At 70.0% G+C, this 20,600-nt stretch carries 18 protein-coding genes; 10 read left to right on the plus strand and 8 right to left on the minus strand.

Annotated features, from left to right (window positions below; genetic code table 11):
- The first annotated feature begins 172 nt into the window (after positions 1-172).
- Entirely contained in the window at positions 173-583 is a 411-nt protein-coding gene (locus ACWIBS_RS11050; RefSeq protein ID WP_376129836.1) for a histidine kinase, read from the plus strand.
- A gap of 4 nt (positions 584-587) precedes the next feature.
- Here ACWIBS_RS11050 and bcp read toward each other — a convergent pair whose 3' ends face one another.
- The 3 genes from bcp to aroA are packed head-to-tail and all read right to left on the minus strand — an operon-like array spanning position 588 to position 3,481.
- Complete coding sequence (gene bcp / locus ACWIBS_RS11055; RefSeq protein ID WP_376129834.1) at positions 588-1,052, minus strand: thioredoxin-dependent thiol peroxidase; 465 nt, start codon at positions 1,050-1,052, stop codon at positions 588-590.
- 21 nt (positions 1,053-1,073) lie between these two features.
- Positions 1,074-2,117 (minus strand): ribosome small subunit-dependent GTPase A, encoded by a 1,044-nt coding sequence (rsgA, locus tag ACWIBS_RS11060; RefSeq protein WP_376129831.1) that lies wholly within the window; start codon positions 2,115-2,117, stop codon positions 1,074-1,076.
- Positions 2,114-3,481 carry a 3-phosphoshikimate 1-carboxyvinyltransferase gene (aroA, locus tag ACWIBS_RS11065; protein WP_376129828.1) on the minus strand — a complete coding sequence of 456 codons (1,368 nt, stop codon included), beginning with the start codon at positions 3,479-3,481 and terminating at the stop codon, positions 2,114-2,116. The genes rsgA and aroA overlap by 4 nt, the downstream gene beginning before the upstream one ends.
- 67 nt (positions 3,482-3,548) lie before the next feature.
- Here aroA and ACWIBS_RS11070 point away from each other — a divergent pair, with 67 nt between their 5' ends.
- Positions 3,549-4,247, plus strand: coding sequence for a sigma-70 family RNA polymerase sigma factor (locus tag ACWIBS_RS11070; protein WP_376129825.1), 699 nt, complete (start codon positions 3,549-3,551; stop codon positions 4,245-4,247).
- A complete protein-coding gene (locus ACWIBS_RS11075; protein WP_376129822.1) occupies positions 4,244-4,486 on the plus strand; it encodes a zf-HC2 domain-containing protein in 243 nt (80 codons plus the stop codon). The genes ACWIBS_RS11070 and ACWIBS_RS11075 overlap by 4 nt, the downstream gene beginning before the upstream one ends.
- Before the next feature lie 16 nt (positions 4,487-4,502).
- Here ACWIBS_RS11075 and ACWIBS_RS11080 read toward each other — a convergent pair whose 3' ends face one another.
- Together ACWIBS_RS11080 and ACWIBS_RS11085 are read right to left on the minus strand one after the other, a co-directional pair.
- A complete protein-coding gene (locus ACWIBS_RS11080; protein ID WP_376129819.1) occupies positions 4,503-5,180 on the minus strand; it encodes a GOLPH3/VPS74 family protein in 678 nt (225 codons plus the stop codon).
- Positions 5,181-5,234: 54 nt separating this feature from the next.
- The gene (locus ACWIBS_RS11085; RefSeq protein WP_376129817.1) at positions 5,235-6,398 is read right to left on the minus strand and encodes a sensor histidine kinase; all 1,164 of its coding nucleotides are present in this window, start codon (positions 6,396-6,398) and stop codon (positions 5,235-5,237) included.
- 252 nt (positions 6,399-6,650) lie between these two features.
- On the opposite strand from ACWIBS_RS11085, the gene ACWIBS_RS11090 reads away from it, so the two are divergent.
- Positions 6,651-7,313, plus strand: a complete 663-nt coding sequence (locus ACWIBS_RS11090; protein WP_376129814.1) for a response regulator — start codon at positions 6,651-6,653, stop codon at positions 7,311-7,313.
- Positions 7,314-7,370: 57 nt separating this feature from the next.
- Here the strand turns inward: ACWIBS_RS11090 and ACWIBS_RS11095 are convergent, their stop codons facing one another.
- Complete coding sequence (locus tag ACWIBS_RS11095) at positions 7,371-11,072, minus strand: multifunctional oxoglutarate decarboxylase/oxoglutarate dehydrogenase thiamine pyrophosphate-binding subunit/dihydrolipoyllysine-residue succinyltransferase subunit (RefSeq protein ID WP_376129811.1); 3,702 nt, start codon at positions 11,070-11,072, stop codon at positions 7,371-7,373.
- 186 nt (positions 11,073-11,258) lie between these two features.
- On the opposite strand from ACWIBS_RS11095, the gene guaB1 reads away from it, so the two are divergent.
- Entirely contained in the window at positions 11,259-12,713 is a 1,455-nt protein-coding gene (gene guaB1 / locus ACWIBS_RS11100) for a GMP reductase (RefSeq protein ID WP_376129808.1), read from the plus strand.
- 197 nt (positions 12,714-12,910) lie between these two features.
- Here guaB1 and ACWIBS_RS11105 read toward each other — a convergent pair whose 3' ends face one another.
- Positions 12,911-13,861, minus strand: a complete 951-nt coding sequence (locus ACWIBS_RS11105) for a hypothetical protein (RefSeq protein ID WP_376129805.1) — start codon at positions 13,859-13,861, stop codon at positions 12,911-12,913.
- Positions 13,862-14,646: 785 nt separating this feature from the next.
- Between ACWIBS_RS11105 and ACWIBS_RS11110 the strand changes: the two genes are divergently transcribed.
- Positions 14,647-15,978 (plus strand): hemolysin family protein, encoded by a 1,332-nt coding sequence (locus tag ACWIBS_RS11110; RefSeq protein WP_376129878.1) that lies wholly within the window; start codon positions 14,647-14,649, stop codon positions 15,976-15,978.
- Entirely contained in the window at positions 15,975-17,033 is a 1,059-nt protein-coding gene (locus ACWIBS_RS11115; protein ID WP_376129802.1) for a hemolysin family protein, read from the plus strand. Before ACWIBS_RS11110 ends, ACWIBS_RS11115 begins: the two co-directional genes overlap by 4 nt.
- 27 nt (positions 17,034-17,060) lie before the next feature.
- On the opposite strand, the gene ACWIBS_RS11120 is transcribed toward ACWIBS_RS11115, so the two are convergent.
- Positions 17,061-18,134 (minus strand): NADH:flavin oxidoreductase/NADH oxidase, encoded by a 1,074-nt coding sequence (locus ACWIBS_RS11120; protein WP_376129800.1) that lies wholly within the window; start codon positions 18,132-18,134, stop codon positions 17,061-17,063.
- Between the two features lie 27 nt (positions 18,135-18,161).
- Here ACWIBS_RS11120 and ACWIBS_RS11125 point away from each other — a divergent pair, with 27 nt between their 5' ends.
- The 3 genes from ACWIBS_RS11125 to ACWIBS_RS11135 are packed head-to-tail and all read left to right on the plus strand — an operon-like array spanning position 18,162 to position 20,568.
- Positions 18,162-18,986: an ADP-dependent NAD(P)H-hydrate dehydratase gene (locus tag ACWIBS_RS11125; protein WP_376129797.1), complete on the plus strand. Its 825-nt coding sequence runs from the start codon at positions 18,162-18,164 to the stop codon at positions 18,984-18,986.
- Positions 18,987-19,018: 32 nt separating this feature from the next.
- The gene (locus ACWIBS_RS11130; RefSeq protein WP_376129794.1) at positions 19,019-20,257 is read left to right on the plus strand and encodes a glycosyltransferase 87 family protein; all 1,239 of its coding nucleotides are present in this window, start codon (positions 19,019-19,021) and stop codon (positions 20,255-20,257) included.
- Entirely contained in the window at positions 20,254-20,568 is a 315-nt protein-coding gene (locus ACWIBS_RS11135; RefSeq protein WP_376129791.1) for a thiamine-binding protein, read from the plus strand. The genes ACWIBS_RS11130 and ACWIBS_RS11135 overlap by 4 nt, the downstream gene beginning before the upstream one ends.
- Positions 20,569-20,600: the final 32 nt, after the last annotated feature.

Below are 20,600 nucleotides of genomic sequence, written 5' to 3' on the forward strand. Positions count from 1 at the left end.
CGTTCGGGTCGGGTACCCTGTGGGAGTGCGAGATTGAACTCGCCCCACGTCGCTGTGGGAGCACACGGCTTTACCAATCGTCCCATAGCACATCGGTATGATCAAGAGATTTCCGTCGAGTTTCCTGCTAATTTTCGCCGTGAGTCCGTTTCGACCGAAAGAACCCTGAACGATGCGCCGACACCTCGTCAGCCGGATCGCGGCCGTGCTCGTGGGTCTCGAGGGTGCGGGGGTGCTCGTGCTCGCCGTGCTCGAGACCGGCGCGCTCGTCGCCGGCGACACCGAAGCCGTCAGCAGCGCGATCGCGCTGCTCGTGCTGACCGTCATCGGGGCCGCGGCGCTCCTCGCTTTCGCCGTCGCGATCTACCGCGGGCGCTCGTGGGGGCGCTCCGGCGGGATCGTGACGCAGCTGCTCATCCTCGCCGTCGCGCTCGGCGCGGCGACGGGGGCGTGGGCGAGCCCGACGGTGGCACTGGCGATCGCGGTGCCCGCCGTCGTCGTGTTCGTGCTGCTGGTTCTCGCGGCACGCGCCGCCGGACGCGTGGCATCCGACGAGGAGCCGTCGGCAGACGCCGCGGAGTGAGAGCTCAGACGCCGACGAGCGCGCGCACGCGCGCGACGTGTCCCGTCGCCTTGACGTTGTAGAGCGCGTGCTCGATGGAGCCCTCGGCGTCGATGACGAACGTCGAGCGGATGACTCCCTCGACGACCTTGCCGTAGTTCATCTTCTCGCCCCACGCGCCGTAGGCGGCGTGCACGGCGTGATCGGGATCGCTCAGCAGGTCGTAGGTCAGCGCGTCGCGTTCGCGGAAGCGCCGCAGCACGGCGGGCTCGTCACGCGAGATGCCGAGGACGGTGTAACCGGCCTGCTGCAGCGGGACGAGGCTGTCGCGGAAGTCGCACGCCTCGGTCGTGCACCCGGGCGTCATGGCCTTGGGGTAGAAGAAGACGATGACCTTGCCGCCGCGCAGATCGCGCAAGGACACGGTCGTGTCGTCCTGGTCGACGAGGGAAAAGTCGGGGGCGGGCTGGCCGGGCTCGAGACGGGTCACACGACCAGTCAACCACTCGCGTCAGGACTTGGCGAATGTCTCGAGCAGGCGCTGCAGCGAATCCAGCCGCGCGGCACCCGTCGGCCCGAGACGGCCCTCGTCCACGGCTTCGACGATCGCGCAGTCCGGTGCATCCGGAAGGTGCGTGCAGCCTCGCGGGCACTCCTCGGCGACGACGGCGAGGTCGGTGAAGGCCTTCAGGATGTTGGCGGTGTCGACGTGCCCGAGCCCGAACGAGCGCACACCCGGAGTGTCGATGACCCACCCCGCGCCGGTGGGTCCCCGATAGCGCAGCGAGACGGTCGAGCTCGACGTGTGGCGTCCGCGTCCCGTGACGACGTTGACGTGCCCCGTCGCACGCTTCGCATCGGGCACGAGGGCATTGACGAGGGTGGACTTGCCGACGCCGGAGTGCCCCACGAAGACGGTCGAATGCCCCGCGATCGCCGCGCCGACCCGCTCGACGGGCATTTCGTCGCGCGCGCTCGTGAAGACCTCGAGATCGAGGCCCTCGAAGTGCTCGAGGAACTCGCTCGGGTCGGCGAGGTCGGTCTTCGTCACGACGAGCAGGGGGCGGATGCCGGCATCCAGCGCCGCGACGAGATAACGGTCGACGAGCCTCGCGCGCGGTTCGGGATCGGCCGCCGCCACGACGACGAGCATCTGGTCGGCGTTGGCGACGACGACGCGTTCGACCTGGTCGGTGTCATCGGCGCTGCGGCGCAGCAGCGACGTGCGCTCCTGTATCCCGATGATGCGGGCGAGTGTCCCCTGGTCGCCCGACGCGTCGCCCACGACACGGGCGAGGTCGCCCGTCACGATGGGGGTCTTGCGCAGCTCGCGCGCCCGCACCGCGAGCACCGTGTGCTCATCGGGCTCGTCTTCGTCCACGAGCACCGTGTACCGCCCGCGGTCCACCCCGAGCACGCGTGCGATCCGCGCGTCGTCGTGCGCGGGGCGTCGCTTCGTGCGCGGCCGATTCGCCTTCGGATTGGGGCGGACGCGCACGCTCTGCTCGTCGAACTGCGGTTCGTCGTCTTCGTCGTCCTCCGCGAGCCAGCTCACGATGCGCGCTGCGCCTCGGGGTCGTCGGTCGTGTCGTCGCCGTCGAGCATGCCCCGCCACATGGCGGGGAACGCCGGCATCGTCTTGGCCGTCGTGCCGATGTCGTCGACCTCGATGTCGGGCACGGCCAGACCGATGAGGGCTCCCGTCGTGGCGAGGCGGTGGTCGTGATGGGCCGGCCACAGACCGCCGTGGAGGTCGCGCGGCACGATGCGGATGCCGTCCTCCATCTCGTGCGCTTCGCCGCCGATGGCACGCAGGTTGCCGATCAGCGCCGCGATGCGGTCGGTCTCGTGTCCGCGGATGTGCCCGATGCCGTACAGCGTGGTCGGCGACTCGGCGAACGCGGCGAGCGCGAAGATCGTCGGGGCGAGCTCGCCCGCGGTGGACAGATCGAGGTCGACGCCCTGGATCGAGGCTCCCGCCGAGACGGTGAGCGTGCCCGCGCGACGCGAGGTGCGCGCGCCCATGACGGTGAGGATGTCGGTGAGCATGTGGCCCGGCTGCGTCGAGTGAGCGGGCCATCCCGTGACCGACACCGAACCACCGGCGATCATCGCCGCCGCCAGGAACGGCGCCGCGTTGGACAGGTCGGGCTCGATCGCGACCTCTTTGCCGCGGACCGGTCCCGCCGGGACGACCCATTCGCCGGGAGCGGGGCGCTCGACGTGCACGCCGCGGTGCGCGAGGGCCTCGATCGTCATGTCGATGTGCGGCATGCTCGGCAGGCGGTCGCCGGTGTGCACGAGGTGCAGGCCGACATCGAAGCGCGCCGCGGCCAGCAGCAGGCCGGAGACGAACTGGCTCGAGCCGCTCGCGTCGATCGTGATCTCGCCGCCGCGCACGCGGCCGTGCCCGCGCACCGAGAACGGCAGCGACCACGTGCCGCCGTCGTCGATGTCCACGCCCACGTCGCGCAGCGCCTTGATCATGGCGCCCATGGGGCGATGCAGCGCGTTCTCGTCGGCGGTGAGGGTGATCTCTCCCGCGGCGAACCCGGCCAGCGGTGAGACGAAACGCATGACGGTGCCGGCCTGGCCGCAGTCGATCGTCGTGTCGCCGCGCAGCGGCCACGTCGGCGTCACGATGAGGTCGTCGCCGTAGCGGCCCTCGCCGGGCACGTGCTCGATGTGCACGCCGAGGACGCGCAGCGCCTCGATCATGTGCGCCGAATCCTCGGAGTGCAGCGGCGCGGTCAGGCGACTGGGGGAGTCGGCGATCGCGGCGAGGATCAGCTCTCGGTTGGTGAGCGACTTCGAGCCCGGGACGGTCACGGTCGCGCGCAGCGGTCCGCCGGCCAGGGGGGCGTGCCACCGGCCGCGCGAAGAGGTCACAGAAGAAGGGGAATACCCGTCGGCAGTCATCGGGTTCTACCCTACTGAACCCCGCTGCTCGTGCCGCGAGGAGCCCACAGATCGGAACGGAGCTCGAGTGAACGCAACGCTTGACCGCCTCACGGCGGATTCCGTCGACGATCTCGAGCGGTCGTGGAACGCGACCCCCGTAGACTGGCGCCTGATGACCGAGCAGGCAGAACAGGCGCAGGACACGCAGGATCCGCGCACCCAGTTCGAAGAGCAGGCACTGCCCTTCATGGATCAGTTGTATGCGGCGGGGATGCGCATGACGCGCAATCCCGCGGATGCGGCCGACCTCGTGCAGGAGACGTTCGTGAAGGCGTTCGCCTCGTGGCACACCTTCACGCAGGGGACCAACCTCAAGGCCTGGCTCTATCGGATCCTGACGAACACCTACATCAACACGTACCGCAAGAAGCAGCGCGAGCCGTATCAGAGCGCGATCGACGAGCTCGAGGACTGGCAGCTCGGCGGCGCCGAGTCGACGACCGCGACGAGCGCGCGCTCGGCCGAAGCCGAGGCGATCGATCACATGCCGGCATCCGTCGTGAAGGATGCGCTGCAGTCGATCCCCGAGGACTTCCGGCTCGCGGTCTATCTCGCCGATGTCGAGGGATTCGCGTACCAGGAGATCGCCGACATCATGAAGACCCCCATCGGCACGGTCATGAGCCGCCTGCATCGTGGCAGGCGGCAGCTGCGTGACCTGCTCGCCGACTACGCGAAGGAACGCGGCATCGACACCGAGGCCGCGGCTAGGAGAAAGAAATGACCGACTGCGGGTGTGAGAAGGCGCGCAAGGATCTCGAGGAATACCTGCGCAACGAGGTCTGCAAGACCCAGCATTCCGAGATCAAGGAGCACCTCGAGAACTGCTCCGAATGCCAGAGCGAAGCGCTCGTCGCCCGGACTCTGACCGAGGTCGTCGCGCGCGCGTGCAAGGAGACCGCGCCCGAAGAACTGCGCGACCAGGTGCTCGCCCGCCTGCGCGAGCGGCAAGCGGCCCACTGACGGCGGTCTGCTCCGCCTAGATGCGCCACCCCGCGATAGCGGGTGCCGTGGTGGCTGCCGCCGCCGCCGTCGCGGCAGCGCTCGCGGCTCCCGCGACGATCGAGATGCCGTGGAGCACCTGAGCGACCTGCTCAGCGGCGGTCGTGTCCTGCTCGATCCGGTCGCGGGCAGCGTGGGCTTCATATCCGCCCACGATGCGATCGAGCACTCCCGCGCCGTCGAGCAGCGTGACGACGGTCGCGACGCGCTGGTCCATCTCGATGCGTCCGGATGCCGCGTGGCGCAGTTCGTCGCGGGCATCTTCGGCGACGCGGTCATCGGCCAGGCGCACCCGTGTGCGGGGCACGAGTCCGAGCACGCGGCCCTCCTCGCGCACGACCAGGCCTCGTCGGACAAGACGGGTGACCGCGTCGTCGTACGAGCGACTTCCCACCCGCGAGACGAGGCCGGGCGTGAGGGGCGCGTCCCGCGGCAGACACTCCGCGGCGGCGCCGAGGGCAGCGGCATCCGCGATGCGTACGATGCGCACGTCGGTGCGGTCCGCGTCGGTCGCGGCGAGGTCGATGACGCTGTCGAGCACGAGATCTACGAGGACCGCGCCGCCCACGAGGGCCTCGGTGGCGTCGCTGCGGTGGAGCCATCCGCGTCGGTCGGCCGTGAGCAGGAGGATCTGCTCCGTGATCGTACGGTCCATGCCTTCGAGCGTACGAAGCCGTCATCGTGCGGACAATGCGACGAAAGTAGGGGGTCAGTGCGCGGGGAACCGGGCCTCGAGCAGCCAGTCGCCCTCGTGCGCGCCCGAGGAGAACGTGCCCCCGCGCAGTGCCGTTCGCTCACGCATGCGTGCAGTGCCATATCCGCTGCCGGGCAGCTTCGGGGCGCCGACGGTCGCCGCGAGAGTGTTCCTGATGCGCAGCACGACGCCCTCCCCGCCGCGGGCGACGCTCAGCTCCACGTGCTGCGGGGCCGGCGCGTGCTTCATGATGTTGGTCGCGGCTTCGCGGATGATGCGCTCGAGGGTGCTCACCGTCAAGAGGTCCAGTTCGTCGGCGGCCGCGTTCACGCGGACCGCGACGTCGTAGCCCGCGTGTTCGAGCGCGGTGCGGAAGCTCTCGACCGCGGCCGCGAGACTGTGGTCCGTCGAGCGCGCCGCATCTTCGCGGTTGTCCGCTGCGATATCGACGACGCGTCGCAGGTCGACCAGCGCTTGCTTTGCCGAGGCGAGGATCGCCTCTTGCGACTGCGATCGCTCGTCGGGGTCATCGGTGCGATCCAGCAGCCGTGCGTGCATCGCGATCACCGTGAGGTCGTGCGCGACGACGTCGTGCAGGTCATCGGCGATGCGCTGCCGCTCCTCGCGGACGAGCTCGACGTTCATCCGCCGAGCATCGACGAGCTCCTCGCCGATGCTGCCCGCGCGCGCCACGAGGGCGCGCAGCACGACTCCGACGGCGCTCGCCCCGGCGGCGACGATGAGCACGGCGCTGAACATCGCCACGGAGTCCGGGCGCTGGTCGAAGCGGTGCACGCCGCCGGCTGCCGCGAGGAAGAGCACGAGGTAGACCGCCTGTATGCGCGCGGGGCAGTACCGCACGACCACGAGGCAGCCGATGGCGAGCCCCAAGAGCGCAACCTGCTGCTCGTCGGCGAACGGCGAGACCGCCATCAGTGCGAACAGGGCGAGCGCGGTCAGCGTCGGGTTCCACAGCAGGGGAAGGAAGGCGAGCGTGAGAAGAACGTCGAAGAAGAACGACGCGGGATCGACGAACCCGTCGAACGCCCACAGCAGCACGGAGGCGAGGGCGGCCGCCGTCACGACGCCGATGATCGCCACGCGCTCGACGCGCGTGGGGCGCTGCGACCCCGCCGTGCGGAACAGCCGGCGCGCACGCGATATCTGGGGGCGGGTCACCGCTTCATTATCCTGAAAGTGACCGCGCCCCGTCGCGGTGCAGCCGTCAGCTGCAAGCGCCGATGAGACGGCAGATCGCGCTCCAGATGGATGTCGTGAACATGGGTCTCCTCCTCTCGGCTCGGGTGTGCTCGAGGCTTATGGTGATTCTGTCGGGCCGACCGATGCGGCGCATCCGTCGCACGCCGAGGGCGTCTACGACTTTCGTAGGGGGTCCGGGGGCGGCGTTTCGCCCGCCTCTAGGATGGACGGGTGGCCTCGATCAGCGTCCTCGTCGCCGATGATGAGTTCCTTCTCCGCCGCGCGCTGACGATGTTCCTCGAAGAAGCCGAGGACATCGAGGTGGTCGGAACAGCCGTCGACGGCGCCGATGCGATCGAGCAGACCCGGATGCTGAAGCCCGATGTCGTGCTCATGGACATCCACATGCCGAACCTCGACGGTGTCGCGGCGACGACGCAGCTGACCCGCGAAATGCCCGAGACCAAGGTGCTCGCCGTCACGACCTTCGGCACGATGCAGACCGTGCTGCCGATGCTCGTCGCCGGCGCGACGGGCTACCTCCTCAAGGACTCGGACCCGCAGGACATCGTCGCGGCGGTGCGCGAGGTTCACCGAGGGCTGCGCGTGCTGTCGCCGGCGGTGAGCTCGCTCCTTGTGTCGACGATCGTCGAGGCCTCCACCTCTGCCCCCGCCGACGCCCTCACCCCGGAGGAGCGTCTCACTCCTCGCGAGTCTCAGATGGTCGAACTGCTCGCACAGGGCTTGTCCAACGGCGAGATCGCCCGGCGCGAGAGTGTGTCCGAAGCGACGGTGAAGTCCCACCTCAGCAACGTCATGGCCAAGTGGAACGCGCGCGACCGCGTGCAAGTCCTCATCCGCGCCGTGCGCGCCGGCGTGGTCCGCTTGGACTGACGGCTACCGCACGACGAAGGGCCGCCCCGGAGGGCGGCCCTTCCCGATCTCTGCGGATCAGTCCTTCGAGAGTGCTTCCTGGATGAGCGCGGCCTGCTCGGTCGCGTGCACCTTGGGCGACCCGGTCGCCGTCGAGGCGGCAGCGGGACGCGACACGAGACGGATCGTGCGCCCGTTCAGCTGCGGCACGACATCGAGTGCGATGAACGGCCACGCGCCCTGGTTCTCGGGCTCGTCCTGCACCCACACGAGCTCGGCGTCGGGATAGGCGGCGATGACGGCCCTGAGGTCGTCGATCGGCGCCGGGTAGAACTGCTCGAGGCGCACGAGGGCGATCGCGGGGTTCGGGTTCTTGTCGAGCTCGGCCTTCAGATCCCAGTGGATCTTTCCCGAGTGCAGCAGAACGCGCGTCACACCGCTCTTGTCGATGCCGCGCTCATCGTCCAGGACCGGCTCGAAGCGGCCCGTCAGGAAGTCCTCGACGGGGCTCGTCGCACCGCGCAGACGCAGCATCGCCTTCGGCGTGAAGACGACGAGCGGGCGACGCGGGCGTGCGTAGGCCTGACGACGCAGGAGGTGGAAGTACGACGCGGGCGTCGAGGGACGAGCCACCGTCATGTTCTCCTGCGCGCACATCTGCAGGTAGCGCTCGATGCGCGCCGAAGAGTGGTCCGGGCCCTGGCCCTCGTAGCCGTGGGGGAGCAGCAGCACGACGCTCGACTGCTGGCCCCACTTCTGGTCGGCCGACGAGAGGTACTCGTCGATGACCGACTGGGCGCCGTTCGCGAAGTCGCCGAACTGCGCCTCCCACAGCACGAGCGCGTCAGCGCACTCGACCGAGTAGCCGTACTCGAACGCCATCGCGGCGTACTCGCTGAGCAGCGAGTCGTACACCCAGAAGCGGCCCTGATCCTCGCTCAGGTTCGACAGCGGGATCCATTCCTGGCCGTTGGCGCGGTCGTGCAGCACGGCGTGGCGCTGCACGAAGGTGCCGCGGCGCGCGTCCTGACCGACGAGACGGACGTTGGTCTTCTCGAGCAGCAGCGAACCGAACGCCAGCAGCTCGCCGAAACCCCAGTCGATCGAGCCGTTCCGGCTCATGTCGAGGCGCTTGTCGAGAAGCTGCTGCAGCTTGGTGTGCACCGTGAAGCCCTCGGGCTTGTTGACGAAGGTGTCACCGATGAGGCTGACCACATCCCGCGAGACCGCGGTCGTCTCGGGCTCGCCGACGGGGACCGGAGCCTCGGCATCCAACACGATCGTGTTCGAACCCGTCTCGGCCTCGTGCGTCTCGGTGAAGGCGATCTCGAGGCGGTGCTGGAAGTCCTTCTTCGACTTCTCGTACTCCTCTTCGGTGATGTCGCCGCGACCGACGAGGGCCTCGGTATAGAGGCGTCGCACGGAGCGCTTCGCCTCGATGAGGTTCGTCATGAGGGGCTGCGTCATCGACGGGTCGTCGCCCTCGTTGTGACCGCGGCGGCGGTAGCAGACGAGGTCGACGACGACGTCGCGGTGGAACCGCTCGCGGTAGGCGAAGGCGAGCTGTGCGACGCGCGTCACCGCTTCGGGGTCGTCGCCGTTCACGTGGAAGACGGGGGCCTGGATGGTCTTGGCGACATCCGTCGCGTAGACCGAGGTGCGGGCATCCTGCGGCGTCGTCGTGAAGCCCACCTGGTTGTTCACCACGACGTGGACCGTGCCGCCCGTGCGGTAGCCGCGCAGCTGCGACATCTGCAGCGTCTCGACGACGACGCCCTGGCCGGCGAAGGCCGCGTCGCCGTGCACGAGGATCGGCAGCCAGGCGAACGTGCCGATGGGCTTGCGATCCTGCTTCGCGCGGACGATGCCCTCGAGCACGCCGTCGACGGTCTCGAGGTGCGACGGGTTGGCGGCGAGGTAGACCGGCAGCTCCTGCTTGCCGTCGGCGACGAAGGTGCCCTCGGTGCCGAGGTGGTACTTGACATCGCCCGAGCCGCTCTTCGACCCGATCGCGACCGAGCCCTCGAACTCACGGAACACCTGGCCGTAGGTCTTTCCGGCGATGTTCGTCAGCACGTTGAGACGACCGCGGTGAGCCATGCCGATCGCGGCACCGTCGAGGCCCGCCGCGGCGGCGCCCTGCAGGATCTCGTCGAGGAGCGGGATGAGCGATTCGCCGCCTTCGAGACTGAAGCGCTTCTGGCCGACGTATTTCGTCTGCAGGAACGTCTCGAACGCCTCGGCCTGGTTGAGCTTGTCGAGGATCCGCATCTGCTCGTCGTGGCCGGGCTTCTGGTATTTGACCTCGAGGTTCTCCTGGAACCACGCGCGCTGCGTCGGATCCTGGATGTGCATGTACTCGATGCCGATCGTGCGGCAGTACGAGTCGCGCAGCACGCCCAGCACGTCGCGCAGCTTCATCTGGCGCTTGCCGCCGAAGCCGTTCGTGACGAACTCGCGGTCGAGGTCCCAGAACGTCAGGCCGTGGCTCTCGATCTCGAGGTCGGGGTGCGTGCGCTGCACGTACTCGAGCGGATCGGTGTCGGCCATGAGGTGACCGCGCACGCGGAAGGAGTTGATGAGCTCCTGCACGCGCGCCGTCTTGTCAACGCGCTCGGCGAGGTCGACGTTGATGTCGCTGGCCCAGTGGATCGGGTCGTACGGGATGCGCAGGGCCGCGAAGATCTCCTGGTAGAAGTCGCGCTGGCCCGTGAGCAGCTCATGGACGATCTTGAGGAACTCGCCCGAACCGGCACCCTGGATGACGCGGTGGTCGTACGTGCTCGTCAGCGTGATCGTCTTGCCGATGCCGAGGTTCACGAGCGTCTTCTCGCTCGACCCCTGGAACTCGGCGGGGTACTCCAGGGCGCCGGCGCCCACGATGCATCCCTGCCCCTTCATCAGACGGGGGACGGAGTGGACCGTGCCGATGCCACCCGGGTTCGTGAGCGAGATCGTCGTGCCCTGGAAATCGGATGCCGTCAGCTTGTTGGCGCGAGCGCGCTTGACGAGGTCTTCGTACGAGGCGAGGAACTCGTTGAACGTCAGCGACTCGGCACGCTTGATGCTCGGAACGAGCAGAGCTCGCGAGCCGTCGGGCTTGGGCAGGTCGATCGCGATGCCCAGGTTGATGTGGGTCGGCGCGACGACGGAGGGCTTGCCGTCGACTTCGGCGTAGAACACGTTCTGGCTCGGGAACTGCTTCAGAGCCCGGATCATCGCCCACCCGATCAGGTGCGTGAAGCTCACCTTGCCGCCGCGGGTGCGCGACATGTGGTTGTTGATCACGATGCGGTTGTCGATCATGAGCTTGGCCGGCACGGTGCGCACGCTCGTCGCGGTCGGGACCGTGAGTGACTCGTCCATGTTGGCCGCGAGGGTCTTGGGCAGGCCGCGCAGCGGCGTCACCTTGTCCTGGTCGTCCGAGTCGTCTTCGGGCGCCTCTGCCGTCGACGGCACGACCTTGGGAGCCTGCGCGGGGATCGGCTGAGCCGCTGCCGGCCGCGCCGTGGTCTTGGCCACCGGCTGCGTTCCGATGACGGGAAGGGGTGCCGTCACCGGGGCAGGTTCCGCCCCGGCGGGACGGGATGCCGCCGGCGCCGATGCCGCCGCGGAGGCGTCCTGACCGGCGGGTCGGTAGTCCTGGAGAATGGGCCACCACGCCTTGTCGACGGAGTTGGGATCGATGGTGAACTGCTCGTACAGCTCCTCGACGAGCCACTCGTTCGCTCCGAACTCTCCTTCGTTCGAAACCCCGGGGCCTGTCGCCTGAGTCGACACTCTCGATCGCCTGCTTTCGTCGGTGAAGTGGTGGTGAAGTGGTCGTGAGGCGGCGCCGAAATCCACCCGCGCGCACGACAGTCAAGCCTAACCCAGTCTGGGCGGTCGGACTCGGTGTCCTGGCGCGACCTCGGAGTAAGAACTCGCCTCTTTTCCGCTCAGGAAGACTGACTACCCTCGGTGGACATGGAGTTCTACGGTGAGCAGCCGGCGGTCGACCTGACGTACTCGGACGTCTTCCTCGTGCCGCGCCGGTCGGCCGTCACGAGCAGACTCGACGTCGATCTCTCGCCCGGCGACGGCACGAGCGCGACCATCCCGCTCGTGTCGGCGAACATGAACTCGGTCACGGGCGCCAGACTCGCGGCCACCCTCGCCCGGCGCGGCGGCCTCGGCGTGCTGCCGCAGGACATGCCGCTGCAGGAGCTCGACGCCGCCATCCGATGGGTCAAGGCGCAGCCGGTCATCTGGGACACGCCCCTCGTCCTGCCCCCCGAGGCGACGGTCGCCGACGCGTCGCGCCTGCTGCCGGCGACCGAGGGCCACGGCATCGTCGTCGCCCGAACGTCGACCGCGGTCGACGACGACGACATCGTCGGCGTCGTTCCCGCGACACGACTGGCCACGGCTCTCGCCGACGCGCGCCTGGGCGATCTCGCCCGCGACCGCGCGGCATCCATCGACGCGGAGTCGGTGCAGGACGCCCGCCATGCCTTCGACCTCATCGTCGCCGCCGGGGCCGAGACGGTGTGCGTCCTCGACCACGGGCACCTCGTGGGGACGCTCTCGCGCCGCAGCGCGCTGCGCTCCACGATCTACCGGCCCGCGGTCGACCGCGACGGCCGGCTCATCGTCGCCGCGGCCGTCGGCATCAACGGCGACGTCGCCGCCAAGGCGAAGGCGCTCGCCGCGGCCGGCGTCGACGTGCTCGTCGTCGACACCGCCCACGGACACCAGGACGCCATGCTGCGCGCCCTGCACACCGTCGCTCAGCTCGACCTGGGCATCCCGCTCGTGGCGGGCAACGTCGTGACCCCCGAGGGCGTGTACGACCTCGTCGCCGCCGGCGCCGACATCCTCAAGGTCGGCGTCGGTCCCGGTGCGATGTGCACGACGCGGATGATGACCGCCGTCGGGCGGCCGCAGTTCTCGGCCGTGCTCGAAACGGCGGAGGCGGCCCGCGTCATGGGGGCGCACGTGTGGGCCGACGGCGGCGTGCGGTATCCGCGCGATGTCGCGCTCGCGCTGGCCGCGGGAGCGGCATCCGTCATGATCGGGTCGTGGTTCGCCGGAACGATCGAGGCTCCCGGCGAGCTGCTGGTCGATGCGGCGGGGCGCACCTACAAGGAATCGTGGGGGATGGCCTCGACGAAAGCCGTGCACTCGCGGTTCGCACGGCTCGACCCGTACGACCTCGCGCGCAGGGAGCTGTTCGCCGAGGGGATCTCGTCGTCGAAGATCTACCTCGACCCGCTTCGCCCCGGCATCGAGGACCTCGTCGACATGATCACGTCGGGCGTGCGCTCCTCGCTCACGTACGCCGGCGCGACGACGCTCGCCGAGTTCCACGACCGCGCCCGGGTCGGCCTGCAGTCTGCCGCCGGCTATGACGAGGGCAAGGCGCTCCCCGTCAGCTGGTGACGCGGTTCGCGGTTCGGGGTCGTCGGGTGGTTCGCGGTCGTCCGCTGGGTCGCGCTCGTCCGCTGGGTCGCGCTCGTCCGCTGGGTCGCGGTTGTCCGCTGGGTCGCGCTACCGAAACCTGCGCGCGCGCCCGTAACTTCACCCGCGGGTGCAGGTTTCGGTAGCGCGACGGGAGGGTCACCGATCCGCGGCACAGATCAGGGGCGCGGGAGGCGGCTGGGGAGCCCGTCGCCGGTGATGATGTCGTAGAGGCGCCGGGGAGTGATATCGGATGGTTGCCAGCGCGAGAAGCCGCGCACTTCGCGGCGGATCTCGTTCTCTCGATCCTTCTCGTCGATCACGATCTCCGATGCGTCGCGGTCGCCGGAGAATTCTGGGCTCATGTACTTGCCTCGCCCGTCGAGCTCACCCCAGTGATCGTGCTCGGGAAAGTAGAAGTCGCCGAACACGATCCGACCGCTTGCGAGCTCTCGTCGCTCCTGCAGGCGCGGGGTGGGAAAGCCCAGCTGAGCGATGATCACGCGGCTCTCGGTCTCTCGCACGTTGTCGGCGAGGTCTGTAGCGGCCTCGAGCACGCGGCGCACTTTGTGGTCTCCGCGCGTCGGCGTCGCCTTCTCGAACTGCGCGAGCAACTCCTCCTTCGTGGTCAGCGGCCCTCCTTCGCGGCGCGCCCACAGAGCCTGGTCGACGGCGGCGACGGCCTTCGTGAACGTCAGCGAGCGCGCGAGATCGAGCGCCGTCTGCGTCGCCGTCGTGATCCAGTGTCCGCCCTCCCACTGCTCGATCTCGACGTCCGCGAGTCCGAGCCCGTGTCGACGGATCGCGCCGTGCGTCCGGCCCCCGCTCGTCCGGTCCGTGCGGACGTCGACCAGGGTGGGCCAGTCCCCGAGCAGATCGATGCCCAGGATCGCCGCGGCCGCAGCGTGGGACAGGACCGCGGGTTTGCGCATCCGTCGAGAAACCTCGCGCACGCGAACCAGGTGCTGCTGATGAGGTTTGAGCGCGAGCCACTCGGACGTGGAGACGTATGCACCGGCCGTGACGCGGTGCCATCGACCTGACGTCGTCGCGATGAGCAGGCGCCGGTCATCGACGCGGTCGAGCTGGTCGCGACGGCGGTGCACCTGGATCGTGGGTTGTAGGGTCACGACCCCACCCTCGCCGCCATCGAGCGGTACCGCGCGCACTCTGCGCGCACCCGGGGATAGAGCGCTCGCCGGGCGGCCGGGGGAGGAACCGCTCGCGCTGAGGGGCCGCGCTACCGAAACCTGCAGGCGCGCCCGAACATACGGTGGCGTGGGCAGGTTTCGGTAGCGCCAGGCGGAAGACCCGAACCCGGACGCGCGAACCCGGACGCGCGACGGCGGGTGCGCGTGAGCGCAGCGCTCGTTGGGCCGCCGGGGGAGGAACCGCTCGCGCTGAGTGGCCGCGCTACCGAAACCTGCAGGCGCGCCCGAACAAGCGGTGGCGTGGACAGGTTTCGGTAGCGCCGGGCGGAAGACCCGGACCCGGACGCGCGAACCCGGACGCGCGACGGCGGGTGCGCGTGAGCGCAGCGCTCGGCGGGCGGTCGGGGAGGAACCGCTCGCGCTGAGTGGCCGCGCTACCGAAACCTGCAGGCGCGCCCGAACATACGGTGGCGTGGGCAGGTTTCGGTAGCGCCGGGCGGAAGACCCGGACCCGGACGCGCGACGGCGCGGCGCGCGACGACGCCGGACGCCCGACCCCGGACGCCCGACCCCGGACGCTCGAACCCGGACGCTCGAACCCGGACGCTCGAACCCGGAAGCGCGACGGCGGGCGCGCGTGAGCGCGGCGCGCGACGGCGCAGCGACCGCGCGCGGTCCCGTAGACTTGCGCGCACAATGGACGACCCCCCCAGTAGATGTACGCCCCGCGCTCCCGTACACCGCTCGCAGAGGGGTGACGCGTGATGGACTATGTCCTCTTGGGCGTGGGGCTCCTCCTCACGATCGGAACAGGCTTGTTCGTCGCGAGCGAGTTCGCGCTCGTGAACCTCGATCGCGCCGAGCTCGAGAAGCGCCGCGCGGCGGGTGAGACGCGTCTGTCTCTGACGATCAGCGCGCTCAAGATCACCTCGACGCACCTGTCCAGTGCCCAGTTGGGCATCACGCTCACGACGCTGCTCACCGGCTACACGATGGAGCCGGCGATCTCGAACCTGCTGCGTCCCGTCTTCGCGGCATGGGGGTGGCCCGAGGGGTTCGCGAGCCCCTTCGCCGTCGTCATCGCGGTGACGTTCGCGACCATCCTGTCGATGATCGTCGGCGAACTCGTGCCGAAGAACTTCGCCCTCGCCGTGCCGCGGCAGACCGCCAAGCTCGTGATCCCGTTCCAGACGGCGTTCACGACGGTCTTCCGCCCCGCGATCGTCGTGCTCAACGGCAGCGCCAACGGCGTGCTGCGGTCCATGGGCATCGAGCCCAAGGAAGAGCTGTCCGGCGCGCGCACGGCCGAAGAGCTGTCGAGCCTCGTGCGCCGCTCGGCGAGCGCCGGCGTGCTCGAGGAGGACACCGCGTCGCTGCTCGATCGCACGCTGACCTTCGCGCGCCTGTCGGCCTCGGACGTCATGACCCCGCGCCCCAGCGTGCACGCGCTCGCCGCCGACGACTCGGCCGAGGACGTCATCCAGCTCGCACGCCGCACGGGCAACAGCCGCTTTCCGGTCTACGACGAGTCAATGGACGACATCACGGGCATCGTGCACCTCAAGGCCGCGGTCGGCGTGCCGCGCGAACGTCGCAACGACGTGCCCGCCGCGGCGCTCGCGACCGAGCCGCTGCGCGTGCCCGAAGCCGTGCACCTCGACGTGCTCATGTCCGAGCTGCGTGCCCGCGGCTACCAGATGGCGATCGTCGTCGACGAGTACGGCGGCACGGCCGGAGTCGTGACGCTGGAAGACCTCGTCGAAGAGATCGTCGGTGAAGTCCTCGACGAACACGACCGTCGCCGGGCCGGCATCGTCCGCTCGCAGGACTCGATCATCTTCCCCGGCGAACTGCGACCCGACGAACTGCTCGATCGCACCGGCATCCGCATTCCCGAAGGAGACGTGTACGACACCGTGGGCGGCTACGTCATGAGCGTGCTCGAGCGCGTGCCCGCCGCGGGGGACTCGCTGCGCATCGACGATGGGACGATCGAGGTGCAGCGGATGGACGGGCGCCGGGTCGACCGCATCCGCTTCACGCCGGAGCCGATGCCGCACGCCCACGCCACGGAGGAAGGGGGTGATCGTCGATGAACGACTGGGCCGGAATCGCCTGGCTGGTGGTGCTGCTCATCGCCAACGCCTTCTTCGTCGGCGCCGAATTCGCCGTCATCTCCGCCAAGCGCTCGCAGATCGAGCCGCGCGCCGAGAAGGGCTCGCGCTCGGCCAAGACCGCGCTGTACGCCATGGAGCATGCGACCCTCATGCTCGCGACGAGCCAGCTCGGCATCACGATCTGCTCGCTGCTCATCCTGAACGTCTCCGAGCCGGCGATCCACCACCTGCTCGCAGGACCGCTGGGTCTCACCGGACTCGCGGAGGGAACGGTCGACGTCATCGCGTTCGTGATCGCGCTGCTCATCGTGTCGTACCTGCACGTCGTGTTCGGCGAGATGGTGCCGAAGAACCTCGCGTTCTCGGTGCCCGATCGCGCCGTGCTCATGCTCGCGACCCCGCTCGTCTGGGTCTCGAAGCTCTTCTATCCGATCATCGTGTCGCTCAACTGGGTCGCGAACCACGTGCTGCGCCTGTTCCGCGTCGAGCCGAAGGACGAGGCCGCCTCGACCTTCACGCTCGACGAGGTCGCGACGATCGTGAACCAGTCGCGCATCGAGGGCATGCTCGACGACACGTCGGGCGCCGTCTCGGCGGCGCTGGAGTTCACCGACAAGAAGGCCAAGGACATCGCCCTGCCGCTCGACAAGCTCGTCACGCTGCCCGAGCGCACGACGGCGGCCGAGATCGAGCGCGCCGTCGCCAAGCACGGCTTCTCGCGCTACGTCATCGTCGATGACTCCGGCGATCCGGTCGGCTACGTGCACCTCAAGGACATCCTGCGTGCCGCCGAAGGACCGGATGCCGCAACCGAGGTCGCGCGGCCGCTTCCGGCCAAGCGCATCCATCACATGGTGCCCGTGCTCGAGACGACCGACCTCGAAGACGCGCTCGCCGTCATGCGGCGCGCCGGGCGCCACCTCGCCCGCGTGCGCGACGCCGAGGGCACGACGACGGCGGTGCTGTTCCTCGAGGACATCATCGAGGAGCTCATCGGCGAAGTGCAGGACGCGACGCGTCGCCGCAGCTACTGACAGCGGATGCCGCCGGCCCGCCGCCCGTCAGAGGGAGCGGCGGGCCCGCGCGTACTGCACGGGCCAGTACCGCAGGTCGACGCCCAGCTCGAGCGACGCGCGCAGCGCGAAGTGCGGGTCGCGCATCCACTCGCGCGCGGCCATGACGGCATCCGCGTCGCCGGCCTGCAGGATCGCCTCGGCGTGAGCGCCGTCGGCGATCAGGCCGACCGCGCTCACGGGCACGTCGGCGTCGCGCCGCACGCGCGCCGCGAGTGGCACCTGGTAGCCGCGGCTGACGGGGATGCGCTCGCCGGGCACGGTGCCGCCGCTGGAGATGTCGAAGAAGTCGGCGCCACGGTCGGCGCACCAGCGCGCGACGGTCGCGGTCTCTTCCACGCTCCACCCGCCCGCCGTCCAGTCGGTCGCGGACATGCGCACGACCAGGGCGACCTCGGGCGTCTCGGCGCGTACGGCGTCGACGACGCGCAACAGCAGGCGAGCGCGGTTCTCGAGGGGTCCGCCGTAGTCGTCGTCGCGGCGGTTGGCCAGCGTCGAGAGGAACTGGTGCAGCAGGTAGCCGTGACCGCCGTGGATCTCGATCACCTCGAACCCCGCGTCGGCGGCCCGTCGTGCCGCGGCGGCGAAATCGGCGACGACGGTGTCGATGCCCGCGAGATCGAGCGCCTCGGGCACGGCGTATCCCTCGAACGTGATCGCCGACGGAGCGACCGTCCGCCATCCGCCGTCGCGCAGGCCGACGCTGCCGTACGTGCCCGCGATGAGCGGAGACCACGTCGAGGCTTTGCGCCCCGCGTGCGCGAGCTGAATGCCCGCGAGAGCGCCGCGCGAGCGGATGGCGGCGGCGATCGGCGCCCACGCATCCCTCTGCTCGTCGTTCCACAGGCCCGTGTCGTCGGGCGAGATGCGTGCCTCGGGCGACACGGCCGTGGCTTCGGCGATGACGATGCCCGCGCCACCCGACGCGAACTGCGCGAGGTGCACGTGGTGCCACTCCTGCGGCAGACCGTCGACGGCGCTGTACTGGCACATCGGCGCGACCCACAGCCGGTTTCGCGCCGTGTGCCGGCCGATCGTGAGGGAAGAGAACAACAGGGTCATGGAAAGCTCCGCGGGTAGGGTGTCGGCATGACTCGCGAGTGGACCGAGCGGGATGTCGCCGGCGTCGTGCGTCTGCCGACGCACTCCGATGACAAGTATTCCCGGGGCGTGCTGGGTGTGCGCACCGGCTCGCGCGTCTATCCCGGCGCCGCCGTGCTCGGTGTGGAGGCGGCGTGGCGCACGGGTCTGGGCATGGTGCGCTACCTCGGCGCGGCCGCGGATCCCGTGCTGGCACGGCGCCCCGAGACGGTCACGGCACCGGGGCGGGTGCAGGCCTGGCTCATCGGCTCGGGCACGGATTCCGCGACCCGCGACGCCGACGAGACGGCGGCGATCCGCGGAATCCTGGCACAGAACGAGCCCGTCGTGCTCGACGCCGGTGCCCTCGACCTCGCTCCCGGGGCATCCGCGCCGCTCATCGTGACACCGCACGCGCGGGAACACGCCGTGCTGCGAGCGGCGCTCGGGCTCGGCGACGGCACGGGCGATCGACGCACCGACGTCGCCGAGACGGCGCGCAAATTGGGCGGGGTCGTGCTGCTCAAGGGGGCGATGACGCTCATCGCCGACGGGTCCGAGGTCATCGACGTCGACGTCGACGTGCCGTGGCTCGCGACGGCCGGGACGGGCGATGTGCTCGGCGGCGTCCTCGGCGCGCTCGTCGCTGCTGCTCACGCGGTTCCGGATGCCGCTCCGCCGCTGCCGCACCTCGCGGCCTCGGCCGCGTGGCTGCACGCTCGCGCCGCTCGGGTCGCGGCATCCGCTCTCGGTCCGCGCGGCGGTCCGCTCACGGCGCTGGATGTCGCCGAGGCGCTTCCGCGCGCGATCGGCGGCGTGCTCGCGCACTCCTGAGCGCCTCGGCGGCCACCCCCTACGATGGGAGCGTGTCGAGGCGGGCAGTGCTGTGGGTCGCGTTCGCGCTCGTGCACATCGTCGTCGCCGGCCTCGGCTTCGCCCTGCCCCATCAGCCCATGGGCGACGTCTATCTCGTCTACGAACCGTGGGCGCTGCAAGCGCTCGACGGGCGCGGCATCCCGGGAATCGCCGAGGACTGGATCTATCCGCCGGTCGCCCTCCTGCCGCTGCTGGCCGCGCAGGCCCTCGAGTGGATCGCGGGATACGAGATCGCGTGGGCCCTACTCGTGACGGCGTGCGATGCGCTCGCCTTCAGGATGCTCGTCGGGGATGCGCGATCGCGCGGACGCCGGCACGCCGCGTGGTTCTGGCTCGCGTTCGCCCTGCTGCTCGGTCCCGTCGGGATGTACCGGCTCGACGCCGTCACGGTGCCGCTCGCCGTGGCGGGCTGCCTGTGGCTCGTCGGCCGGCCCTGGCTCGCCTCGGTGCTGCTCGCCGTCGCGACCTGGATCAAGGTGTGGCCCGCAGCGCTGCTCGCCGCGGCCTTCCTCGCGGTGCGGCGCCGCGTGGCGGTCGTCTGCGGGGCCCTCATCGTGAGCGCCCTCGCGCTCGTGACGGTCGCCCTGCTCGGCGGAGCCCCGCACGCCCTCGGCTTCGTGACGGCGCAGACGGGACGGGGCCTGCAGGTCGAAGCGCCCGTCAGCATGCTCTACCTGTGGCTCGCGGCCGCGCGCGCGCCCGGTGCATCCGTCTATTACGACCCCGTCATCCTCACCTTCCAGGTCACCGGCCCGCAGGTCGACACCGTCATCGCCGTCATGACGCCGCTTCTGATCGCCGTGCTCGTCGCCGTGGCGGTGCTCGGGGCGATCGCCGCCCGGCGAGGGGCGCCTTTCGTCGCGCTCTTCCCGCCGCTCGCGCTGGCCCTCGTGCTCGCCTTCATCGTCTTCAACAAGGTCGGCTCACCGCAGTACCTCACGTGGCTCATCGCGCCGCTCGTCGTCGGCCTGGTGATCGCGCGGGATCGCTGGCGCCGACCCGCGGCGCTCGGGCTCCTGCTCGCGGCGCTGACGCAGGTGGTCTACCCGCTCACGTACGGCGAAGTGCTCTCGGCCGACCCCGTCGCGGTCGGCATCCTGACCGTCCGCAACGCGCTTCTGATCGTGCTCTTCGTCTGGACCGTCGTGCGGCTGATCCGTCTCGTTCGGGGCCGCCGCGCGGCATCCGCTCTCGTCGGGACCCCACGAAAACCGGAGGTAACACCATGATCATCGCCTTCTCGGTCGCCCCCAGCGGCACCGGCTCGACCGACGGCTCGGTGCACGACGCCGTCGCCGCCGCCGTGCGCGTCGTGCGCGCGAGCGGCCTGCCGCACCGCACGACCTCGATGTTCACCGAGATCGAGGGGGAGTGGGACGACGTGTTCGACGTCGTGCGCCGCGCGACCGAGGCCGTCATGCCGTTCGGATCGCGCGTCTCGCTCGTGCTGAAAGCCGACATCCGGCCGGGGTGGACGGGCGAGCTCGACGCCAAGGTGGAGCGCCTCGAAGCCGCGATCGACGCCGACGAGACCGACTGAGTCGAATCGATTCGCCGCGGGTGCCGCGACGC

Source organism: Microbacterium sp. NPDC055442, from assembly GCF_053644215.1.